Genomic DNA, 20,677 nt, shown 5'->3' on the forward strand with positions numbered 1-20,677 from the left:
GACTTTGCTTTAATTCTGGCTCTGGGCTGCATAGCATCAGCGTATGCCTGATGGTATGACTCACCTTATTCGTCGTTTTGAGGAGTTGATGATGTCCGGAAATTCAGGGGTTGCGCTTATCGGCCCAGGGGCGATTGGCACCACTATCGTCGCCGCCCTGCATGAAGTGGGACGTACGCCGGTGGTGTGTGGACGTACCGCTCACCCACAGCTGGAAGTGCGTTTTGATGGCGGCCAAATCGTGGTGCCGGGACCGGTACTGACCGATCCGGCAGCGATTACCCATCCATTCAGCGTGGTTTTCGTCGCCGTGAAGACGACGCAGCTGGCAGCCACTACCCCGTGGCTGGCTGCGTTATGCAACGAGAACACGGTGGTTTGCGTGTTGCAAAACGGTGTGGAGCAGAAAGCGATGCTGGCGAATGCCGTTGCGGGAGCGACTGTGCTGCCATCGGTGGTGTGGTTTCCGGCACAGCGCGAGCCGGATGCTTCCGTCTGGCTGCGAGCCAAACCACGGCTGACCTTGCCTGATACGCCCGCAGCAAGACGGGTGCAGCAAACGCTGGAGGGCACGCGCTGTGAAGCCGCCCTCTCTGATGATTTCACCTCGGTTGCCTGGCGTAAATTGCTGCAAAACGCAGTCGCCGGTTTAATGGTGCTGTCAGGACGCCGCGCCGGTATGTTCTCCCGTGCCGATATCACCGATGTGGCATTAGCCTATTTACGTGAATGCCTGTCGGTTGCCCGTGCCGAGGGGGCAATCCTGAGTGATGACGTGCCGCAGGAGATTATCGATGGCTTCCATCGTGCCCCGCCGGATTTAGGCACCTCCATCCTCGCCGATCGCCAGGCCGGACGCCCGCTGGAATGGGATATCCGTAATGGCGTGGTGTCACGGCTTGGCCGAACGCATGGCATCGCGACACCGATCAGCGACATTATCGTGGCGCTACTGGCCGCAGGCAGCGACGGACCGGGTTGAGTTCCCGGACGATCAAAGATGTTTTCCAGGGAAAGGAGTCGAATAAGTTGAGTAATGACTTTATGACCAGGCTGCGCAGGCAACTGAGATATTTTGCCAGCACCCTGATCCCGGTGCTGCTCATTCTCGGATTCGGGATGCTGTCAGTGACATTCTGGCCGTCTTACGCCTGGGGTACGACGGCGACTTTCGCAATTGTCGTCATTGCCATCACGTTCTGGCTGGTTTAACGACTTTCTACTTTGCCTTACCCGCTCACAGGACGGGCCACGCATACGAAAAAGGCCGCCTTGCGGCGACCTTTTCCGGCACTTCCCTGTACGACCATCCGTTATTTGTACAGTTCTGCGGTCATGTGAACACGGTTATTGGTGTTCGCTTCGGTAATTTTGTACTGCGCGCCCTGCTGTGCTGCCTGAGCGGCGATTTTCGCTTCCGCACCGTCCAGAGTTGAAGAGGTTACGGAGATGCTCTGAGCAAAGCTGCCAAATGACATCAGTGAAAGAGCAGCGACAGCGGCGATGGACATTGCTTTGATAGTTTTCATGGTCTTAATCCTTAATTTGTCTGTTTAGAAGGCTGTGCGCCTTCGATGGAAATAATAATAACCATAGTTATTGTTTCTTTCTTGATAATTAGTGCGATCATTGTGATCTGGCTAATCATTACTTCCCGCGTTAACCGTTTATTTAGTCAGTTCCGCTGACAGGTAAGCACCGTTATCCACACGTGCACCGGTGATTTTGTAAGAGGCACCGGCCTGTTTAGCCTGAGCGGCGATTTTGGCTTCTGCGCCATCCAGGGTTGAAGCGGAAGCGGTGATGCTCTGTGCGAAGCTGCCGAAAGAAACCAGTGACAGGGCCGCAACTGCAACGAAAGTTTTGATAGATTTCATGGTCAATTCCTCAGAGATAATTTTTAGTGGGTGGGGCGTTGTGCCCCGATGTGAGAGAGAATAGACCTGTAGGCCGGCGAGTAAAAGCTGAGGGATTTGCTGAAAAAATTCAAAAAATTTGATTAAGAATTGCGCCAGTAAATTGCTCTACAAAGATCATCAGAAAGTCAGTGCACCACAATTTTTCTTTTTTTTAGCAATATTTCTTTCGCTCATTCGTCTACCTCAACACAGGCAGTAATCCGCTAATGTGATGAGAGGAAAGACGATGAGAGATTTTGATATGCGTGGACGTCGGTTTGGTGGTCGCGGCATGGGTGGACACAGAATGGCTAAACCGTTGTTGCTGGGTGTCGCGCTGGTGGTGGTACTTGGCTTGCTGGTGATGTCGTTGTGGAATGCGTTACTTCCCGCCATCATCGGGGTGAAAAGTATTGGCTTCTGGCAGGCGCTGGGGTTGTTAGTCCTGTGCCGCATCCTGTTTGGTGGCCTGGGTTTCCATGCAGGCATGTTTGGCATGGTGCGCGAACGTCGCCGCATGCACGAACGCTGGATGCAAATGACCCCCGAACAACGTGAAGAGTTTATGCGCCAACGCCGTGAAGGTTTTGGACGCCGTGATGCTCGCGGTCACTGTGGCTGGCGTGGACGCTGGGAGGATAATACGGATACCCGCAAACCGTCGGAAAACACGCCGCCTAAAACGCCGGAAGCTGAGTGACAGCCATGAAATCCGCAACGGCGAAGGAATCCCTGCTAATGTCAGCGATCGGTGCCTGCCGATCGCGGCTGAAGTCCTTTATCAGCCGTCGCATCCCGGTACGTGACGATGCCGAGGATATCCTGCAGGAAGTTACCTGGCGGCTGATGACGGTGGATCAGCCGGTGGAGAATGCCGTCGCCTGGCTGTTTCGCGCCGCCCGCAATGAAATGACCGACCGATCGCGCAAAAAAAGCGAGCTGCCTCTGTCTGCCTATTTTGGCGCTGATGATACAGGCGATACGGCGGAAGATGAGCTGGCGGAGACGCTTTTCGGTGTGCCACACACGCCCGAGGATGAATACCTGAAAGCGATGATATGGGCAGAGTTAGGCGAAGCCCTTGCGGAGCTGCCACCCACGCAGCGGGAAGTATTCGATAAAACCGAGTTGCAGGGGTACAGCTATAAAGAGCTGGCAGAAGAATCAGGGGTTAGCGTGCAAACATTGTTATCTCGTAAGCATAAAGCGGTGCTTTATCTGCGTACCCGGCTGCGTGATTTATATGATGAACTTACGGGTTAGCTTATTTTGTAACGGCGCGATTTATTGCGCCGTTGCAGGATATCTCAAATCCGGCAAACCTTATGCAAAGACGGCAGTTGGTGTGTAGCGGCCCGGCTTTTACCATCGCATGACAATAAACGCCAAAAGGAAAGGTCATGCCCACTTTACGACCGCTGCTGGTCAGCGCGTTGCTGCTCACAGCACTCATCTCCGCTTCCACCCAGGCGGCTGAAACGCTGCGAATTGGTTACCAGAAATCCTCAACGTTACTGACGCTGATTAAGCAGCGCGGCGACCTGGACAAATCCCTTGCTGCCGAAGGCATTAACGTCAGCTGGCACGAGTTTTCCAGCGGCCTGCCATTGCTCGAAGCGCTCAATCTGAACAACGTCGATCTTTCCGCCGATGTCGCCGACACGGTGCCGGTATTTGCCCAGGCGGCAGGCGCGGACCTGACTTACTACGCACGCGAAACCCCTTCCCCCAACGCACAGGCGATCCTGGTCCCGGCGAACTCAGCGATTAAAACGTTGCAGGACCTGAAAGGGAAAAGGATCGCCGTCACCAAAGCAGCGGGCAGCCATTATCTGTTGATTGCGGCGCTGAAACAGGCGGGACTGGGATTTAATGACGTCAAGGCCGCCTGGCTGACACCGGCAGACGGTCGTGCGGCGCTGGAGAATGGCAGTGTTGATGCCTGGGTCACCTGGGAACCCTACGTCACCAGTGCGAAGGTGGAACAGCACGCGCGCGTGCTGACCAGCGGTGACGGCCTGGCGAGCTACCAGCGCTATTATCTGGTGTCCACCCCTTATGCCAAAGCGCATGCTCAGGTGCTGAATACCGTGTATCAGGCGCTGCAACAGGAATCCGCCTGGCTGAAAGCCAATCCCACCGAGGCGGCGAAAATCCTGTCGCCGTTGTGGGGTAATCTGCCCGTCTCCACCGTGGAACAGGCAAATGCCCAGCGCAGCTATCAGATCGAACCGGTGCACATCAGTAACCTGGCAGAACAACAGAAAATTGCCGATGCGTTCTACGATGCGAAGCTGTTACCCAAACGCATTAATGCAAGTGATGTTGGGACATGGCAACCCTTGTGGCACTGATAACATCGGCTCCCAGCGGGAGCCGATGCTGATTATCTCAGGCGTTCACTTGCCAGATTATAAACTTCACTCCGATCACGTTTACCGACGGCAACCACAGCGATGATTAATTCATCATCTATCACCTGGTAAACGAGACGGAAACCGGACGCACGGAGTTTTATCTTGTAACAATCCTTTATCCCCCTTAATTTTGCAGAAGGAATATGTGGGTGCTCAACACACTTCTTTAGTTTTTTGGCAAACTGCTGTTGAATGGTTTTATCGAGTTTCTGCCATTCTTTCAGCGCATCTTCCCTGAATTTGACTCGATAACTCATAAATAACTATCCAGATCCACATCAATCAGATTCTGGTTGCTGCGTTCACTGACTAGCTTAACCAGTTCCTGATCATCGAGTGCATCCAGTATTTTTTCGTACAACTCAGCAGGAACACAATAAAAAGCGGGTTGGTTACGGTTAAGGATGGCTACCGGAAATCCATCTCCGGCGCTCACTGTCGCCATAGGGTTTTTCTTAAGCTCGCTGACACTGGCGCTCGTGTCACTCAAAATGATGTTTGGCATAATGCACCTTAAGGACTGTTTAACCGGTCTTTATAGTAAAACTGAAAAGACCACTTAACAAGTCTTATTACAGCCTGCAAGCCTTTCTGGGTTACGCGTTCTTTGTCTCACGTTTTAACAACCGCCCATTCCGGCCCTGCACTTTTCCGTCCTCATAACTCACCACCCCGTTGACCACCACCAGATCTATGCCCGGGGCCTGGCGGCAGGGATCGCGATAGGTGGCAACATCTTCAATGCGAGTCATATCCACCAGGGTTAAATCGGCGAATGCCCCCTCACGGACCCTGCCACGATCGCGCAGGCGAAAGCGTGTGGCAGACAGGCCGGTCATCTTACGCACCGCTTCTGCCAGGTCGAACAATTTGAGATCACGGCAGTAATGGGCCAGCACGCGCGGAAAAGTGCCCCACAGACGTGGGTGAGGATTGGGATCGGAAGGTAAGCCATCGGAGCCTACCATCGACAACGGATGGGCCAGCACCTGACGCACATCGTCCTCACTCATCATATGGTAGATCGCCCCGGCCGGACGCAGGCGCTCGGTGGCCTGCCACTGATCAACACCCCAAAGTTCAGCGATCTCCTGCAAGGTCTTTTTTGCCATCTCCGGATGAGGTTCCGACCAGGTGATATAAATTTCCATCTTGCCATCAACACGCCAGGCATCGAGCGTGGTGGAGCTGCAATTGTAAGGGTAGCAATCACAGTTACAGGATTGTTCGCTAGCGGCTTTTTCCAGCGCCGCCAGTGCCAGCGGTGCCCGACCCCAGTTACCGGCTCCGGCACATTTCAGATGCGAGATAACCAGCTCTGCCCCGGCCTGCCGCGCTGTGGTAAATGATTCCTCCAGCGAGTCCAGCAAACCATCGTGTTCATTACGCATATGCGTGGTGTAAATTGCTCCCGAGGCACCAACGATATCCACCAGCGGCTGCATTTCCGACATCGGTGCCTGGCGGGCATTGGTATAGGCCAGGCCGGAACTCAGACCGATGGCCCCCGCATCAAGCGCGTCCTGCAACGTCCCGCACATCTGTTCGAGTTCGCTGCGGGTGGCCGGACGATCAAATTGCGTCATCACGTTGGCTCGCAGCGCGGTATGACCAATCAACGCCGCCACGTTCACACTCGGACCGGCATCTTCCACCGCCGCGACATAATGCTGAAAAGTGGGATAGACAAAGGCGTCTTTTTTCCCTAACAGGTTCATCGGATCGGGCGGCGCATCCGGTAAAACCACTGGCGACGCGCTGATGCCACAGTTCCCGACAATCACCGTGGTCACCCCCTGGGAAATCTTGGCAAGCATCTCCGGCTGATGAATCACATTGGTATCATCGTGGGTGTGGACGTCAATAAACCCCGGCATCAGACAGCGCCCATTGCCTTCAATCACGCGCTGCGCCGCCTCTCCTCTGAGATCACCGATAGCGACAATCCGTTCGCCCGCAACGGCCACATCCGCCATATAGGGTTCAGCACCGCTGCCATCCACCACCGTGACGGCACGAAACAGCAAATCAAAAGTCATGCTCCGATCCTCCGGCCTGCGGCAAAATCCCAGCCTTTACCAGGCACCGCCCCCATCAGTTGTTGGGTATAAGGATGTTGTGGCGCACCCAGCACATCAGCTGCTGCACCGTATTCGATCACCTTGCCGTGCTGCATCACCAGCACGTCATCACATAGTTGAGCGGCGACACGTAAATCATGGGTAATAAATAAAATCGCCACCCCGAGACGACGCTGGATGTCATCAAGCAGTTGCAACACCTGCGCCTGCACTGAAACATCGAGCGCTGATACCGCTTCATCCGCCACAATCACATCCGGCTCCATCGCCAGCGCACGGGCGATAGCGATACGCTGCCGCTGCCCACCGGAAAACTGATGGGGAAAACGCTCGATAGCGTCAGCAGGCAACCCGACCAGTTCCAGCAGTTCTTGTCCACGCGCCCAGGCCTCGGCGAAAGAGACGCCGTGATTCATCGGCCCTTCCACCAGACTTTTTCCGATACTGATGCGCGGATTGAGCGAACGGTTCGGATCCTGAAAAATCATCTGAATGCGTTTACGATGTGGTTTGAGACCCGCGGGAGACAGCTCGGAAATATCGTTGCCGGTGATGCGAATCGCCCCTTCATCCGGCGTCAGCAAGCGCATTACGCAGCGTGCCATGGTGGATTTACCGGACCCGCTTTCGCCGACAATACCCAGCGTGCGCCCTCTCTTGAGGCTGAAGGTGACATCATCCAATGCGCGTGTTCCCGCGCGCCGTTTGCCAAACCAACTCAGCAGCCCCCCTTTCGCCCGATAGATTTTGCCCAGCTCCACCACATCCAGCACCACCTGCGGACTGATGGCTTTGCGTGCCGGTCGTGGCGCCAGGCCAGGTACCGCCGCCAGCAACGCTTTGGTGTAATCCTCGCGGGGTTGTGACAGCACCTGTTCTAATCCACCGGATTCAACGATATTGCCTTTGCGCATCACGCAGACGCGGTCCGCAATATCCACCACCACGCCCATATCGTGAGTGATAAACAATACCGCTGTACCGTGCTTTTGCTGCAATTCACGGATCAGTTTGAGGATTTGCTGCTGCGTGGTGACATCCAGCGCGGTGGTCGGCTCATCGGCGATCAGTAACCGGGGCTCCAGCACCAGCGCCATCGCGATCATAATGCGCTGACGCTGGCCGCCGCTCAGCTGGTGCGGATACGCACCATAGATACGGGTGATATCCGGCAGATGCACCTGCGATAAGGCATCCATTACGCGAGCATGGCGTTCCGCCGCGCCGAGCCCGGTATGCGTCTGCAATACTTCGTCGATCTGGCGTCCCACCGTCAGCACCGGATTGAGTGCCGTCATCGGCTCCTGAAAAATCATCGCCATATGGCTGCCACGCAATGCTTTCTGGCGGCTATTGCTCACCTGCAACACATCTTCGCCATCGAGCAGGATGCGGCCACCGGTGACCTTCAGCGCGCCTTTTGGCAGCAAACCAAGAGTCGCCAGTGAGGTGACCGATTTACCCGAACCGCTTTCCCCCACCAGACACAGCGTCTCTCCGGCGTGGATACGGAAAGAGATATCCTGCAGGATCGGCACACCTTGTGCGGTGCTTACTGACAGGCGATCGACATGCAGCACCTCATAATGTTGTTCCGTCATTTATCGCCCCTTTTTTTCAGTCGCGGGTCGAGGGCATCGCTCACCACATCGCCCAGCAGGTTAATCGACAGAATGCACAGCGAAAGCAGCAGCCCCGGCCATAGCACCAGCGAGGGTTTCAGCTGGAAATAAAGGCGGCCCTCGGAAATGATGTTGCCCCAGGTGGGAATTTCCGTGCCGATACCCGCGCCGAGGAAGGACAGAATCGCTTCCGTGAGAATCGCCGATGCGCAGATATAGGTACTTTGCACAATCAGCGGAGCCAGGGTATTCGGCATCAAATGCCGGGTGAGCACCCGGAAGGTGGAGGTGCCCGTCAGGATCGCCGCTTCTACATAGGGTTCTTCACGCGCCGATAGCACCCTGGAACGCACCAGGCGCACCACTTGCGGGATCTCCGGCACCATAATCGCCACCATCACCGTCCAGATGCCCGCGCTGCTCAGTGAAACGATGGCAATGGCCAGCAGGATGCCGGGGATCGCCATCAGGCCATCCATCACCCGCATGACTATCGCGTCGAGGCTGCGAAAATACCCGGCCAGCAACCCGAGCGGCAGGCCAATCAACACGCTCATTAGCGTGACGCCCAGCCCGACCATTAACGAAATGCGTGCGCCATACACCACGCGTGCAAACAGGTCACGACCATAGGCATCGGTCCCCAGCCAAAACTCCGCGCTGGGTGGTTTGAGACGAAACGCGGGTGACAGCGCCTCGGGATCATGGCTGGCAATCCACGGGGCAAAGATCGCCATGCCGACAATCAGCGTCAACGTGACCAGCGCAATCACCGATAACAGCGGGATGCGCGGCAGCGTTAACCAACGACGTCGGGGCGCTGGCAGCACCACTGAAACAGGTTTAATCATGCTCATGCCTTACCCTCAGTAACGAATACGCGGATCGCTCAGCGCATACGACAGGTCAATCAACAGATTGATGATGACGTAGACCCCACTGGTCAGCAGGATCATGCCCTGAATCACCGGGTAATCGCGTGCCAGCACCGCATCAACAATCAATCGGCCCAGACCGGGAATGTTAAACACGCTTTCGGTGACCACCACGCCGGAGATCATCAGCGCAAAGCCGGTGCCGATCACCGTCAGGATCGGGATCATCGAATTACGCAGCGCGTGACGAAACAGCACATGGATTTCCGCTAACCCTTTAGCGCGGGCGGTACGGATATAGTCTTCACCCAGCACCTCCAGCACGCTGGCGCGAGTCATGCGTGCCACCAGCGCGATATACACCGATGACAACGTCAGAGCCGGTAAAATGATGCGCTCGGCAAACGGCCACACCCCTTTGGTGATGCTGGTAAATCCCTGCACCGGCAACCATCTCAGTTCAATGGCGAACAGGGTTGCCAGCAGATAACCAATCACAAACACCGGAATCGAGAAGCCCAGCACCGATGCCGACATCACCAGGTTGTCGATCCAGCTGCCGTGTTTCCACGCCGCCAGCACGCCGAGCGGCACGGAAATCAGGATGGTGAAGATAATCGCCACCAGCGCCAGACTCAGTGTCGGCTCCAGTCGCTGACCAATCATGGTCAGTACCGGGGTATGTGCCATCAGTGACGTGCTGAAGTCGCCATGCAACAGCTGTCCGATCCAGACGAAAAATTGCTGATATAGCGGCTGGTCCAGACCCAGATTGGCGCGAATCGCCGCCAGCTGCTGAGGTGTCGCCATATCACCAGCAATAATTGCCGCCGGATCGCCCGGCGACAGGCGCAACAACAGAAAAACAAACAGCGCGACCACCAGCATCACCGGGATTGCCGCCAGTACGCGGCGAATAAAATAACCAGCCACAGGAGCCTCCGAAGGTTGTGTTTAAGTCAGCAATTAATCGTCTTTCTCGACGTTCCAGAACACGGTGGAAGGTCCGGTCATTAAGTGGCTGATATGGTTGCTCCACGCAGCGACATCATAAAATTGCCCCAGCGGGATGTAGCTGACTTCGTCCATCGCATGCTTCTGGATCTCGACCGCAATTTCTTTCTGCTTGGCCGCATCGGTGGCGGTGGCAAAATCCACTTTGAGCTGGTTCATCTGCGGATCGGTCGGCCAGCCGAACCAGGCACCGTTACGTCCGCCACCGTCCAGCATTGGGTTCACCACCGGGTTCCAGATGGTTTCGGCATTCCAGTAGGTAAAGAACATATTCCAGCCGCCCTGGGCCGGTGGGTTCGGGTTGGCGCGACGCGACACCAGCGTCTGCCAGTCCATCGGCTGTAAATCGACCTTAAAGCCCACCTTACGCAACGCCTGGGCCGCCACCACCGGTTGTGAGGCCTGGCTTGGCACATCGGTTGGCTGCATGATCACCACGGGTGTGCCGTCGTAACCGGCTTTCTTCAGCAGCGCTTTCGCTTCCTCGATATTGCCGCCGTTCAGCAGCGATTCGCCGCCCGCCTGGCTTTCCAGTGCCGTACCGCAACCGAACACCGAGGCACAAAGTTTGTAGTACTGCGGATTGCCCACCAGCGCATCGAGCACATCTTTCTGGTTCATGGCCAGCAATGCCGCGCGACGGATATCAGGATTGTTAAACGGTGGATAGAGGAAGTTCATACGCCCACCGGTCATGGAACCGAGCTTGCTCAAGGTGCCGTACTTCAGATTCGGATCGGCCTGCACCATCGGCAGCAGGTCGATCGGCAGCTGTTCAATAAAATCGATATCACCGGAGGTTAAGGCATTAATCGCCGTCATCCGATCAGGCATGTTGATCCATTCGACCCGGTCCACCTTCACCACTTTGCCACCCGCAGTGCCGCTGGCCGGCTCTTTGCGTGGCACGTAGCCTTTGAATTTTTCATAAACCACGCGGTTACCCGGATCAAATTCGCTGGCGACAAATTTAAACGGCCCGGAACCGGTGTAATCGGTGATCATCTTGCCATCCGGGGTGTTCGCTACCCTCTCCGGCATCATAAATGCCGCGACTGACGAGGGCTTCGCCAGCAGTTGCAGCACATAGCCGAAGGGTTTCGCCAGCTTGAGGGTGATGGTTTTATCATCGGTGGCGGTGAGGCTAGCGACATACTTCATCATCAATTGCCCGCCGACATCGTAACGCGCCCAGCGTTTCAGCGAGGCAACACAATCGGTGGCGGTCACCGGTTTGCCGTCATGCCATAACAGGCCGTCACGCAGGGTGAAGGTGTAAGTCAGGCCATCGGGTGAAATTTTCCAGTCCGCCATTTGTGGCTGCGGCGTCTGTTTATCGTCCATGCCGATCAGGGTGTCGTAAATCATGTAGCCATGGTTACGGGTGATTTGCGCCGTGGTGGCGATCGGATCCAGTACCCGTAAGGAAGATGACATCACAACATGCAGGGTTTTCTCTGCCGCCATCACCGATGGCGCGGCAATGGCGGCGCTCAGGCCAACCGATAACAGACAAGCGATCAAAGTACGGGACGGAAATAGTTTCACTCTTAACACTCCAGTAAAAGGCAAACCCTGGTGTCGGGAAATGCGGTGTGTGCAATGTAAGGGGACAACGCAGGACGTAAGCGTCCTGCTGCCGTCAGAGTGCTGCTGCTAAGGCATGCTCGATATAAAGCTGGCGTAAACGCTGAGTCAGGGGACCCGGCTGACCCGCGCCAACCGGCTGGCCATCGACGTTGACGACCGGGTAAACAAAGGAGGTGGAGGAAGTAATGAAAGCTTCTGCGGCCTCCCTGACTTCATCGATAGTGAAGCCGCGCTCTTCCAGACGCAGGCCATGTTCGTTAATCAGGGCAATCAGCGCACTGCGGGTGATACCCGGCAACAACAGCTGAGAAAGCTCACGGGTGACGACGGCACCGGCGTGGGTGATGATAAAGGCATTGTTGGAGGTGCCTTCGGTAATCAGGCCATCCTTTACCAGCCAGGCATCGTCAGCGCCACGCAGCCGCGCCTGCTCTTTCGCCAGGCAGGCATACAACAGTTGCGTGGTCTTGATATCGCAACGCCCCCAGCGCAAATCCGGCAGGCTGATAATGTTCATCCCGCGTTTCGCCAGTGGGCTACCAAGGATATCTTTGGCCTGGGTATAGAGCACCAGTGTCGGTGGCGTACCTGCTGCGGGAAACGAGAAGTTACGGTCTTCGACGCCACGGCTTACCTGCAGGTAAATCAGACCTTCGTGCAAATCGTTGCGGGTGACCAGTTCCCGATGGATCGCCAGCAACTGATCGTTATCAACCGGTAACGACAGCGCCAGCTCGCCCAGCGAACGGCGCAGGCGCTTGAGGTGCTGTTCGAAATCCACCAACCTGCCCTGCAATACCGCAGTCACCTCATAGATGGCATCGGCGAAGGTGAACCCCCGATCAAAGACCGAGATTTTCGCTTCATTTTCCGCAATAAACTCACCATTCAGATAGACGGTGCGCATGACTCAATTTCTCCGGGTTAGGGGCGTTCCACGCCGGTCTGGCGTGTGATGATGCCGTAATGTTCGATGCGACGATGACGGGCAAAATCAAAGATGGTGGTTTTGCCGAACTGGCACAGATCCATGTCGCAGCGGTGGGAGATCAACTCATCACCCTGCCCGCTGGCGCGCGCCATGACAAAGCCGTTTGGATCCACGATGATGCTGCCGCCCATCAACGGGAAGCCATCCTCCACGCCGGCCTTCGCCACGCCAACCACCCATGTTGCATTCTGGTAAGCACCTGCCTGCATACAGAGTTCGGAGTGGAACAGCCGTTTGGTTTCGCCTTCGTCGCGCTCAAGGGAATTCACGGAAGGGGTGTTGTAGCCCAGCGTGACCAGTTCCACGCCCTGCAACCCCATGACGCGATAGGTTTCCGGCCAGCGGCGATCGTTGCAGATACACATGCCCATGATCGCGCCCTGGTTTTCCCAGGTCGGGAAGCCCAGATCGCCCGGCTCGAAATAACGTTTTTCCAGATGCTGGAAATCACGATGTGGATCGTACTCAACATGCCCCGGCAGGTGCACCTTGCGGTATTTGCCGACAATATTGCCCTGCCGATCGGTCATGATGGAGGTGTTAAAGTGACGCCCTTCCGGGGTCAGTTCGGCGTAACCAAAGGTGATGGCAATACCATGCTCGCGGGAGAAATCAAACAGCGGGCGCGTCACATCATTCGGCATTTCGCGTTCAAACCAGCTATCGACTTCATGCTGGTCTTCCATATACCAGCGTGGGAAAAACGTCGTCAGCGCCAGCTCAGGAAACACCACCAGCTCGCACCCCTGCTGCCACGCCTGCTCCAGTAATGCCAGCATGCGCTGGACCACACTTTCTCTTGAGTCGCTTTTTTGAATTGCTCCCAACTGAGCTCCGCCAATTACAATTTCACGCACGCACTTTTCCTCAACAAGACCGACACAGTGTCGTAGGGCCATTGTGTGAGGTTCAGAGCGCTCTGTCGTATACCAAAATGTGGGCCTTACTTAACCTAAAGTTAATCCATGTTGAACAGATGGAAGCCGCTGCTATCCAGCACCTTGCGCAAATGGTCGATAAACACCTGCGCGAACTGCGCCAGCGGTTCGTGGCGCAGATGCACCAGGCTGATGGTCAGGCGTTCTTCACCGAGAATCGGCAGCACCGCCATGTGTTCAGCACCGGAGGCACGGAACGAGATTTCATCAACTACCGAGAAGCCGGTGCCGTTTTTAACCAGCGCACAGGCGTGATGTGGGGAATCGACATCAATACTTGGACGATAAGGCAGACCAACGCGTTCGAAGGCCTTCATCATAAAACTGTAGAACGGGGTATCCGTGGAGTAACCAATAAAGGGCGTCTCCGCCAGCGCCGCAGGCAACTCTTTGGCCGGTAATCGGGTGAGTGGATGATTGGCCGGGCACACCACCATCACGCGGATATAACTCAGGGGCACGGCACACAGGTTGGGATGATCGATAGGAAACAAGGAGATACCGAGGTCCGCATGTTGATCAAGCAGCCGATCCCGCAGCAACCGGTGTCGCAAACATTCGAGGCTGACAAGGATGTTTTCGTTGCACTGCCTGAAAGCACCAATAGCATCTGGCACCAGTTGATGCCCCAGACTGGGGCTGCTGGCAATGCGCAGCACACCCTGACGCTGCTGTACCAGGTTGTGCAACGTGGTATTGACGCGCTGGATATCGCGATACACCGATTCGACATCATTGAACAGGCTGCGTGCCTCTGGCGAAGGATATAACCTTCCCTTAACCCGTTCGAACAACCGGAAGCCAATGCGAGCTTCCGTGTGCGACAGCATCCGACTGACGGCGGGTTGAGACACAAACAGCAGTTGCGCGGCACCGTTAATCGAACCGGTAATCATAATCGCCCGAAAGACTTCAATCTGACGTAGATTAAGCGACTGCATTCGGTTTTCCTCTGAGGAATGAATAGCGTGTGCTGAGCTGTTAAACGCTTAACACCAGGTTATAGGTTGTTAGCAATTAGCATGCCAGGAGGGGTTCCGCTACGGGGAAGTGCGCTGACAGCGAGGGGAGCGTTCGGTAATAATATGATTCGCAAGTTTTTACCGGAGCCATCGATTGTGAGCGTCGCACACATTATTCTGCCTGTCTTTCTGTTGATTATTCTCGGCTATATACTGGCCCGTCGCGGTGCCCTCGATGCCCATGCCAACAAAGCGCTGGGTAGTCTCGCCTTTAAGCTGTTTATGCCGATGGTCCTGTTTACCGGGATGGTCAACGCGCCGCTGCATGATGGCCTGAATATCAAAATTCTGGCGGCGTACTTTGTCCCGGCGCTGCTTATTTTTGCGGTGGTGAATATCATTACCCATCGCCATATGGGGAATCCGACGCCATTTGGCCTGACGGCTTCCTTTTCCAATAATGCCCTGATCGGTCTGGCGATGGTGGCGGGTATGTACGGTGATGCGGGATTGGTGTTGCTGTTCACGGTACTCGCGGTCCACAGCCTGCTGCTGTTTGGCTTTCAAAGCCTGTATAGCACCCTCGCCGGAAGCGAGCCGTTTAAACCCGGCGTCCTGCTGGCAAGCCTGGCGAACCCGATGATTATTGGATTGTTGCTGGGAACAGCGGTGAATCTTGCGCATCTTGCGTTGCCTGACTGGAGCATGAAGCTGGCGACCTGGCTGGCACAGGCGGCACTGCCTTGCGCGCTGATCGTGCTCGGGGCCAATCTCTCTGGCTTTCGTCTGCGCCCCAATGCGGCGGTGGTTGGCATTACCGTCGCCAAGCTGGCGATCATGCCGCTGGTGGTGTTGCTGGGTTGTGTGCTGCTGCATATCAGCGGTATGGATAATTTAATTTAAAAATCATCAAAGATCGTCCAGGAGCGCCGATTTATCACGGTTGGACAGCAACTTAGAAATGCATGTTTATGAACTTAATCGAACTTCGGCGTTAATTTTTGCCCCACTGGTGCCCCATGCATGCCACAGCGTTAAATCGTTGGGCTTTCCCTGTCCCAATGACGGGTAATCACCCAGGTTATCACGCCAACTACAGTTATCTCCTCCAGCGCTTCCCCTCGGACTTCTTCTCCATCAGTGCAGATGATTGAGTTGTGCCGCAGAACTCCAATCTTTTCCTGACCCCACAGCAGGAAATACAACTGATTCCCCCTTACCGGGCTGATGGATTTGTCTACCAGCAACCAGCCATTCGCTGTAGGGACAAGGATAGTAGCCGATGGATGACTGATCATTATCTCGTTCAGGTTGAGAGCACTCTCCTGATAATCAGCTGCCGGGGATGGGAAGCCCATGATTTTCACCTCTGCCGTTGCACTGTATGAAATCACAGTATATAAATATACTGTACATTCAACCAGTATCTTTTTAGTTAGTGGATGCCGATACAGTAATCAGGGGGAAGCATGATTGTTGAAGTGATGATCGCAAAGGAGAAGGCTAAGGGGATGCCGAAGGGTGCAATGGATGCGTTGCGGGAGGAACTCACTAAGCGCCTGAGTCACAACTTTGATGACCTGAGCGTTGTGGTTAAGACCGCCAGTAATGACGGCCTGTCACTTTTGCGCTCAAAAGATAAGGAAGGTGATAAAGCGATTGTTTCACAGGTGCTTCAGGATGCATGGGAATCAGCAGATGACTGGTTTAATGGGTGACCATCTCGCTGCCTGGCTGGCGTAATCAGCGACTTAAGTTAAACTTATATTGTTCATGATACACCTTTAGCCCGGGCAAACTTATCCCACTGCCCGGGTTTCTTTTCGGACTATGCCTAACAAAAATTAATCAAATCGACAAAATTTAATCATCGGTATGAATGTGTACAAATATTTCAATGTCGCTATTATAGAGATGCACTGCACACAGCAATTGTGGTGCGATGAGATTTTTCCCTATTGGAGTGTTTAAGCCTGCACACTCAGCAGGCATTTTTTTTTGCACACATTATTACCGCTGCATAAACTGATAAGACGGCATGGCTATAAACCTGCCGTGAGGTGGATTTTATGCAAGCATTTGCCCGTGCTGTTCGGGAGCCGTAGCACGGGCTTTTTTATGGACATGGACCATCCCATGCACGGGTAACTACCCATGTTACCCTGCTTCGGTCTGATAGTGGTATCCACCACTACCAGGCCGTCTGCAGTTTCCACCATAATTGTGCCTTCATAGCGGGCGTTCATTATCTCGTTCCAGTCGAGACGCTTTTCCAGATAGTCCCTTGCAGGGGATGGAAAGCCCATATCAGTAATCAGTACGGTCCGTTAGGATTGAACAGGCAGAACGTCCGGTTTTCGCTGAAGTCCGGCGTAATGTCACGAAAGTAATTCATCTGATTCTCAATCCAGTCATTCGCTTGCTTTAATGACCAGTGGTGATGATGCCGCTCCAGTTCTGCAACGAAGTCAGTTGTGTTCACTGTCTTCTGCCCTTTCTGGTCCATCTTGATGCTCTGGTAAAAGGCGTTCTTGATGTCGCTGTAACGTGGCATGGTGATCAACTCCCGATTATTACTGTATGTACATACAGTATTTATTAATCGGCAGAATCGATCAAGTAGATCATCAGAGGTTTCTGAGAAGGGATTGCCAGGAAAGGAAATTTAGTGCGGGGAGAGTTGAACCTTTGGAGGGACATTGGGTCATAAATTATATGGATAATCCCATGTAACGAATTTCGCCCGCTAATGCGGGCTTTTTTTTGCATAACGCCCAGCTGTTACTACAATCTTTACACGGCATATCCTGAACATGCCGGAATCGCTATATCCATCAGCTATGGACTTTGCCCGCTCCTCTCATTCCGTGGGATGCGGGCTTTTTTTGCACCCCAAACAACCGCTGCTAAACTGATACTGCGGCATGCCACACCGACATGCCGCAACCCTATATCCATGGTAGAACTTGCCCGCGCACTTCCGTCCTGGAGCGCGGGCTTTTTTTGTTGAAAGTAAAAACAGATTTATGTAAATTTTTTAAGCCACTGAGAAAAATGACATTCACGGATTGTATCTTGCACAGGCTGGACTCAAGGGCTGGCCTGTGCTTTTTTTGATTATGCCCCAGCCCCCTCAAGTACAGAGATACGCTTTTGCAAATCCGTTACTGTCTCATTCTGGCTGGTAATCATCTGATGCTGGGCCTGCACTGCCTGAGTCAGTTTGGCGATAATTGCAATCTGATCCAGGTTATACGCATTTGGGTTATTCGGGTCTGCTTCAATATCATAATCATCAGGCAAACCTTGCCCCGTCACACATGCAGGACTCGTGTTAACTAAATCGTTTGCAATGAAGCCGAGTTTTTCAGCAGACTCTGGAATTATCCCTCTAGCTTTATATTTAAACGTGGCGACTTTCCATTGTAAAACCTCGTTTAATGCATCACTGTTTGCTTTATCTGAAATTTCAGACAGGTAATTAATATCTTTTTTCCAGCCCTTATCTGATGCAGAGTTTGTAGTTACATACCCAATAAACCCGGTTCCAACAAACATTCCAAGCTGTACTGCGTTGTTATAGTTCCAGAAGAAATTCCAGGGTACAGCGGTATCGATGCCGCCATTTGTACCAATCCTTGAGGTGTATCCACCAGATGAGTCAAACTGACCAGCAATAAGGGATAACTTTGTTGCACCGTCATTGATTAACCTAACTGAGTAATCACTGGCTGAAGATGCATAATGAAAATCAATATACGGTGTGCCACTTGAAAGTTCTAATGCTGCAAAGTTTGCAGCGGAACTAGTTGCAAGCCCAAGATCACCCCTTGCATTTGCAACTGTGCGCCCATTTAATAATGCCGTCCAGGCAGCAGACGCCGTTATAGCTCCTGTACCGCCCTGCGCAACGCTAAGGGCTGTGGTCAGCCCTGTAAGCGATGTGATGTCGTTATTTACACCTTTTGCCGCTTTACCTGCGAGCGTGGCTGTTATTCCGTTCCAGGCTGGTCCTGTATAGGTTGTTCCGTCTGGCAGGGTTACGGTGACATTGCCTGTACCGGTATAAATCTGCTGCCAGTTGGCTTTGTCCAGATTCAGACCGCGAATTGCCTTTGCTACATCAGCGGCCACCTGAGCAGTAATACCCACCAGCGCCTGATTGGGTAAAGCAGTCCAGGCCAACCCTGATGTTGTCGGTCCGCCATAAGCGGTAATTAAAGTCAGACTGGTAGCGGATTCAACAGACTTAACGCCCAGCGTATAAGTCACACCACCGACAACCGCCACCAGAAAATCATTCGCGCTTAATTCTGTGGCGAATGCCGTTACGTTTCCTGATACCGTTGAAGAATTGTTGGTCAGGGTAATAGTGCCTGCTGGCATATATTTTCTCCGGGCAATAAAAAACCCGGCACGATGGCCGGGTTTATTTGGGAATGATTTATAAACATCTCTTTATGGCTGAGGTTAGCTTTTCCTTAGTTCCCCAAAACCTGTCACCATTGTGATAGTAAGTGACGTTTGACTTACTTCCTTCCGCTTTAATATCCGCAAGATAAATAAATTGAGGCGTATAGATTGAAATAACCCCATCTTTTTCATCTGTCATCCAAATGCGGGACGGATCAGTGGAAAAAACCTCTTGCCATCCTTTTTTTATACATACAGCAGTGGTCTGTATGTCATGAGAAGAAAGGTATGAGCTGTCAACCCCATTATATGCTCTAGCATCTTGTAAATTATTCATACATCCTGCTAACAAAAAACAGGATGTAAGGGCCGGAAATATTTTTTTAATCATTAGTGTCACCAGTTAACCATTAGTGAGCCAATCCTAACACCATGATGAAAAGATGGAAAATCATTAACCTGCAACCCGCCCAATTGGGTAGTATTTTAGTGTAGAGGATGTAAGGTCCCACTAAAGACGCTCACTACAATGTGCTAGTTACGATGGTCAGGGTTTTTAGTTCGCCCTGAAAATCACCCGCAACGCGATGTCGGTCTGAGGATATCCCACTGGATACTTCCATCGTGCTATCTGATTTTGAACTGAACGATTGAATACATATCTCGGTTGCATGCTGATAATACGGATATTTTCCGGCTTTCCTTGTGCATTCACGTCATAAAGCACATTGACTTCACCATCTATGCGCAGGTTCTCGGCACGTTTAGGATAAGTAATGATATTGTTGGCAAATGCAATTGTTGAAAACACTATTGAAAACACAAAGATAATAATTCGCATATATCCTCCAAAATTAGAGGTATAAAAGCGGTAATGGTCTTTCTTTTCAATTCATAAAATCGATCATAAAGATCTAATTCTATCAAGTCAGATTTGAGAGAATCCCATAAGGAATGCGCAGTCCATAGGGCTTTAGGGTGTTAGCCCATGAAAGCTGCTTCTGGTTTACCCACTGGCATTGCAGTGTTCCATTAGTAAATCTAAAAAAGGGACCAGAAAAACCAGTTACAGCACCATCATCAGATATATTACCACCCGGAACTGAACTGACAAGAAGCCAAACGTTTGTGCCAATACTTTGCGAGTACACGCTATTATCAAGGTCAAAATTAGCGGGTATATCGAAAAAACCTAAAATGCGTGGGATTTTTGCAGCCATAACCGCAGACCAAATCAATTCTCCAGACGCATTAAAAACATCCCTGTATCCGCTTTCCACTGGCATATCGCTGCGCGTTCTTGCCATCGAACCGGCATTCGCCGTCATCCAGTCCGGCCCGGTAAAAAACATCTTTGCATTATTATTCGGCTTAAACCATCTCAGATGGTCATCAAGGGCAACACTGTTGGTTACATGGCCCATATCAGTCGAGTCACCTAACTGACAGGAAATATTGTAATAGCCAATGTCGGTTAATCCGGCATAGGCTACGGTGTCTTTGTAATAAGTACCTTTATAATCAGAATCGATTACAAGAGCACCCGAAGAGTTAAATACCTGATATCCACTCATAAAAACGCATACATATCCAGTGTGAGTGTAACGGCGGCAGTGTATGAAGAGAGTTTAAATACACGAAAGCCGCCGCTATAAGCCCGCGCAGCAAAATTAGCAGGAGTGAAATAAGATGTACTTGTTGCTGAGACAACGACGACAAATGATCCTGTATCCGTCATTCCGCTAAAAGAACCGGTGGCAATGTTTGAATTGGCGGGAATAGTGACGGTTGTCCTTCCAAGATATCGCGTATTGTAATCACCAATATCTACTATCAATTTGCCCGTTGCATCCCAGCATTGTAGTCCGCAGGGCAT

Annotated in this window: 26 protein-coding genes; 7 read left to right on the plus strand and 19 right to left on the minus strand. The window is 52.9% G+C overall.

Annotated features, from left to right (window positions below; translation table 11 throughout):
* Positions 1-91: 91 nt before the first annotated feature.
* Entirely contained in the window at positions 92-982 is an 891-nt protein-coding gene (locus PW844_RS16975) for an oxidoreductase (RefSeq protein WP_299454192.1), read from the plus strand.
* A 47-nt stretch (positions 983-1,029) separates the two neighbouring features.
* The gene (locus tag PW844_RS16980; RefSeq protein ID WP_299454194.1) at positions 1,030-1,212 is read left to right on the plus strand and encodes a hypothetical protein; all 183 of its coding nucleotides are present in this window, start codon (positions 1,030-1,032) and stop codon (positions 1,210-1,212) included.
* Positions 1,213-1,313: 101 nt separating this feature from the next.
* Here the strand turns inward: PW844_RS16980 and PW844_RS16985 are convergent, their stop codons facing one another.
* Positions 1,314-1,529 (minus strand): YdgH/BhsA/McbA-like domain containing protein, encoded by a 216-nt coding sequence (locus PW844_RS16985; protein ID WP_084878987.1) that lies wholly within the window; start codon positions 1,527-1,529, stop codon positions 1,314-1,316.
* A 138-nt stretch (positions 1,530-1,667) separates the two neighbouring features.
* Entirely contained in the window at positions 1,668-1,877 is a 210-nt protein-coding gene (locus PW844_RS16990; protein ID WP_013508023.1) for a YdgH/BhsA/McbA-like domain containing protein, read from the minus strand.
* 268 nt (positions 1,878-2,145) lie between these two features.
* Here PW844_RS16990 and PW844_RS16995 point away from each other — a divergent pair, with 268 nt between their 5' ends.
* From PW844_RS16995 to PW844_RS17005, 3 genes are all read left to right on the plus strand, one after another.
* Positions 2,146-2,598, plus strand: a complete 453-nt coding sequence (locus PW844_RS16995; RefSeq protein WP_299454197.1) for a hypothetical protein — start codon at positions 2,146-2,148, stop codon at positions 2,596-2,598.
* A gap of 5 nt (positions 2,599-2,603) precedes the next feature.
* Entirely contained in the window at positions 2,604-3,161 is a 558-nt protein-coding gene (locus tag PW844_RS17000; protein ID WP_299454609.1) for a sigma-70 family RNA polymerase sigma factor, read from the plus strand.
* Positions 3,162-3,298: 137 nt separating this feature from the next.
* Positions 3,299-4,252, plus strand: coding sequence for an aliphatic sulfonate ABC transporter substrate-binding protein (locus PW844_RS17005; RefSeq protein WP_299454199.1), 954 nt, complete (start codon positions 3,299-3,301; stop codon positions 4,250-4,252).
* Positions 4,253-4,284: 32 nt separating this feature from the next.
* Here PW844_RS17005 and PW844_RS17010 read toward each other — a convergent pair whose 3' ends face one another.
* From PW844_RS17010 to PW844_RS17055, 10 genes are all read right to left on the minus strand, one after another.
* Positions 4,285-4,572, minus strand: coding sequence for a type II toxin-antitoxin system RelE/ParE family toxin (locus PW844_RS17010; RefSeq protein ID WP_299454201.1), 288 nt, complete (start codon positions 4,570-4,572; stop codon positions 4,285-4,287).
* Entirely contained in the window at positions 4,569-4,820 is a 252-nt protein-coding gene (locus PW844_RS17015; protein WP_299454204.1) for an antitoxin, read from the minus strand. The genes PW844_RS17010 and PW844_RS17015 overlap by 4 nt, the downstream gene beginning before the upstream one ends.
* A gap of 91 nt (positions 4,821-4,911) precedes the next feature.
* Positions 4,912-6,354 carry an amidohydrolase family protein gene (locus tag PW844_RS17020; protein WP_299454206.1) on the minus strand — a complete coding sequence of 481 codons (1,443 nt, stop codon included), beginning with the start codon at positions 6,352-6,354 and terminating at the stop codon, positions 4,912-4,914.
* Positions 6,351-7,997: an ABC transporter ATP-binding protein gene (locus tag PW844_RS17025; RefSeq protein WP_299454208.1), complete on the minus strand. Its 1,647-nt coding sequence runs from the start codon at positions 7,995-7,997 to the stop codon at positions 6,351-6,353. Before PW844_RS17025 ends, PW844_RS17020 begins: the two co-directional genes overlap by 4 nt.
* Entirely contained in the window at positions 7,994-8,869 is an 876-nt protein-coding gene (locus PW844_RS17030; RefSeq protein WP_299454211.1) for an ABC transporter permease, read from the minus strand. The genes PW844_RS17025 and PW844_RS17030 overlap by 4 nt, the downstream gene beginning before the upstream one ends.
* Positions 8,870-8,884: 15 nt before the next feature.
* Positions 8,885-9,826, minus strand: a complete 942-nt coding sequence (locus PW844_RS17035; protein WP_299454214.1) for an ABC transporter permease — start codon at positions 9,824-9,826, stop codon at positions 8,885-8,887.
* Positions 9,827-9,859: 33 nt separating this feature from the next.
* Positions 9,860-11,455 (minus strand): ABC transporter substrate-binding protein, encoded by a 1,596-nt coding sequence (locus PW844_RS17040; RefSeq protein WP_299454217.1) that lies wholly within the window; start codon positions 11,453-11,455, stop codon positions 9,860-9,862.
* Positions 11,456-11,549: 94 nt separating this feature from the next.
* Entirely contained in the window at positions 11,550-12,404 is an 855-nt protein-coding gene (locus PW844_RS17045; protein WP_299454220.1) for a D-amino-acid transaminase, read from the minus strand.
* Between the two features lie 17 nt (positions 12,405-12,421).
* Positions 12,422-13,345 carry an N-carbamoyl-D-amino-acid hydrolase gene (locus tag PW844_RS17050; protein WP_299454223.1) on the minus strand — a complete coding sequence of 308 codons (924 nt, stop codon included), beginning with the start codon at positions 13,343-13,345 and terminating at the stop codon, positions 12,422-12,424.
* A 101-nt stretch (positions 13,346-13,446) separates the two neighbouring features.
* The gene (locus tag PW844_RS17055) at positions 13,447-14,367 is read right to left on the minus strand and encodes a LysR substrate-binding domain-containing protein (RefSeq protein WP_299454226.1); all 921 of its coding nucleotides are present in this window, start codon (positions 14,365-14,367) and stop codon (positions 13,447-13,449) included.
* 177 nt (positions 14,368-14,544) lie between these two features.
* Between PW844_RS17055 and PW844_RS17060 the strand changes: the two genes are divergently transcribed.
* On the plus strand, positions 14,545-15,291 hold the full coding sequence (locus PW844_RS17060) for an AEC family transporter (RefSeq protein WP_299454229.1): 747 nt from the start codon (positions 14,545-14,547) through the stop codon (positions 15,289-15,291).
* Positions 15,292-15,422: 131 nt separating this feature from the next.
* Here PW844_RS17060 and PW844_RS17065 read toward each other — a convergent pair whose 3' ends face one another.
* The gene (locus PW844_RS17065) at positions 15,423-15,746 is read right to left on the minus strand and encodes a hypothetical protein (RefSeq protein ID WP_299454232.1); all 324 of its coding nucleotides are present in this window, start codon (positions 15,744-15,746) and stop codon (positions 15,423-15,425) included.
* 111 nt (positions 15,747-15,857) lie between these two features.
* Here PW844_RS17065 and PW844_RS17070 point away from each other — a divergent pair, with 111 nt between their 5' ends.
* Positions 15,858-16,106: a DinI-like family protein gene (locus PW844_RS17070; RefSeq protein WP_299454235.1), complete on the plus strand. Its 249-nt coding sequence runs from the start codon at positions 15,858-15,860 to the stop codon at positions 16,104-16,106.
* Between the two features lie 596 nt (positions 16,107-16,702).
* On the opposite strand, the gene PW844_RS17075 is transcribed toward PW844_RS17070, so the two are convergent.
* The 6 genes from PW844_RS17075 to PW844_RS17100 all read right to left on the minus strand — a co-directional run bounded on the left by PW844_RS17075 (position 16,703) and on the right by PW844_RS17100 (position 20,677).
* Positions 16,703-16,942, minus strand: coding sequence for a hypothetical protein (locus tag PW844_RS17075; protein ID WP_299454238.1), 240 nt, complete (start codon positions 16,940-16,942; stop codon positions 16,703-16,705).
* Between the two features lie 563 nt (positions 16,943-17,505).
* A complete protein-coding gene (locus tag PW844_RS17080; RefSeq protein ID WP_299454242.1) occupies positions 17,506-18,774 on the minus strand; it encodes a tail fiber domain-containing protein in 1,269 nt (422 codons plus the stop codon).
* A gap of 58 nt (positions 18,775-18,832) precedes the next feature.
* The gene (locus PW844_RS17085) at positions 18,833-19,138 is read right to left on the minus strand and encodes a hypothetical protein (protein WP_299454245.1); all 306 of its coding nucleotides are present in this window, start codon (positions 19,136-19,138) and stop codon (positions 18,833-18,835) included.
* A 219-nt stretch (positions 19,139-19,357) separates the two neighbouring features.
* Complete coding sequence (locus tag PW844_RS17090) at positions 19,358-19,642, minus strand: TonB family protein (RefSeq protein ID WP_299454248.1); 285 nt, start codon at positions 19,640-19,642, stop codon at positions 19,358-19,360.
* Between the two features lie 82 nt (positions 19,643-19,724).
* On the minus strand, positions 19,725-20,375 hold the full coding sequence (locus PW844_RS17095) for a hypothetical protein (protein WP_299454251.1): 651 nt from the start codon (positions 20,373-20,375) through the stop codon (positions 19,725-19,727).
* On the minus strand, positions 20,372-20,677 hold the full coding sequence (locus PW844_RS17100) for a hypothetical protein (RefSeq protein ID WP_299454254.1): 306 nt from the start codon (positions 20,675-20,677) through the stop codon (positions 20,372-20,374). Before PW844_RS17100 ends, PW844_RS17095 begins: the two co-directional genes overlap by 4 nt.

This window comes from Pantoea sp., assembly GCF_028283705.1.
In the GTDB taxonomy this organism is placed as follows: domain Bacteria; phylum Pseudomonadota; class Gammaproteobacteria; order Enterobacterales; family Enterobacteriaceae; genus Pantoea.

Excerpts from the sequence above, each read along its gene's own strand:
- PW844_RS16975 (WP_299454192.1), top strand. The coding sequence starts at position 92 with ATGTCCGGAAATTCAGGGGTTGCGCTTATCGGCCCAGGGGCGATTGGC.
- PW844_RS16985 (WP_084878987.1), bottom strand. The coding sequence starts at position 1,529 with ATGAAAACTATCAAAGCAATGTCCATCGCCGCTGTCGCTGCTCTTTCA.
- PW844_RS16990 (WP_013508023.1), bottom strand. The coding sequence starts at position 1,877 with ATGAAATCTATCAAAACTTTCGTTGCAGTTGCGGCCCTGTCACTGGTT.
- PW844_RS16995 (WP_299454197.1), top strand. The coding sequence starts at position 2,146 with ATGAGAGATTTTGATATGCGTGGACGTCGGTTTGGTGGTCGCGGCATG.
- PW844_RS17000 (WP_299454609.1), top strand. The coding sequence starts at position 2,604 with ATGAAATCCGCAACGGCGAAGGAATCCCTGCTAATGTCAGCGATCGGT.
- PW844_RS17005 (WP_299454199.1), top strand. The coding sequence starts at position 3,299 with ATGCCCACTTTACGACCGCTGCTGGTCAGCGCGTTGCTGCTCACAGCA.
- PW844_RS17010 (WP_299454201.1), bottom strand. The coding sequence starts at position 4,572 with ATGAGTTATCGAGTCAAATTCAGGGAAGATGCGCTGAAAGAATGGCAG.
- PW844_RS17015 (WP_299454204.1), bottom strand. The coding sequence starts at position 4,820 with ATGCCAAACATCATTTTGAGTGACACGAGCGCCAGTGTCAGCGAGCTT.
- PW844_RS17020 (WP_299454206.1), bottom strand. The coding sequence starts at position 6,354 with ATGACTTTTGATTTGCTGTTTCGTGCCGTCACGGTGGTGGATGGCAGC.
- PW844_RS17025 (WP_299454208.1), bottom strand. The coding sequence starts at position 7,997 with ATGACGGAACAACATTATGAGGTGCTGCATGTCGATCGCCTGTCAGTA.
- PW844_RS17030 (WP_299454211.1), bottom strand. The coding sequence starts at position 8,869 with ATGATTAAACCTGTTTCAGTGGTGCTGCCAGCGCCCCGACGTCGTTGG.
- PW844_RS17045 (WP_299454220.1), bottom strand. The coding sequence starts at position 12,404 with ATGCGCACCGTCTATCTGAATGGTGAGTTTATTGCGGAAAATGAAGCG.
- PW844_RS17055 (WP_299454226.1), bottom strand. The coding sequence starts at position 14,367 with ATGCAGTCGCTTAATCTACGTCAGATTGAAGTCTTTCGGGCGATTATG.
- PW844_RS17065 (WP_299454232.1), bottom strand. The coding sequence starts at position 15,746 with ATGGGCTTCCCATCCCCGGCAGCTGATTATCAGGAGAGTGCTCTCAAC.
- PW844_RS17070 (WP_299454235.1), top strand. The coding sequence starts at position 15,858 with ATGATTGTTGAAGTGATGATCGCAAAGGAGAAGGCTAAGGGGATGCCG.
- PW844_RS17075 (WP_299454238.1), bottom strand. The coding sequence starts at position 16,942 with ATGCCACGTTACAGCGACATCAAGAACGCCTTTTACCAGAGCATCAAG.
- PW844_RS17080 (WP_299454242.1), bottom strand. The coding sequence starts at position 18,774 with ATGCCAGCAGGCACTATTACCCTGACCAACAATTCTTCAACGGTATCA.
- PW844_RS17085 (WP_299454245.1), bottom strand. The coding sequence starts at position 19,138 with ATGAATAATTTACAAGATGCTAGAGCATATAATGGGGTTGACAGCTCA.
- PW844_RS17090 (WP_299454248.1), bottom strand. The coding sequence starts at position 19,642 with ATGCGAATTATTATCTTTGTGTTTTCAATAGTGTTTTCAACAATTGCA.
- PW844_RS17095 (WP_299454251.1), bottom strand. The coding sequence starts at position 20,375 with ATGAGTGGATATCAGGTATTTAACTCTTCGGGTGCTCTTGTAATCGAT.
- PW844_RS17100 (WP_299454254.1), bottom strand. The coding sequence starts at position 20,677 with ATGCCCTGCGGACTACAATGCTGGGATGCAACGGGCAAATTGATAGTA.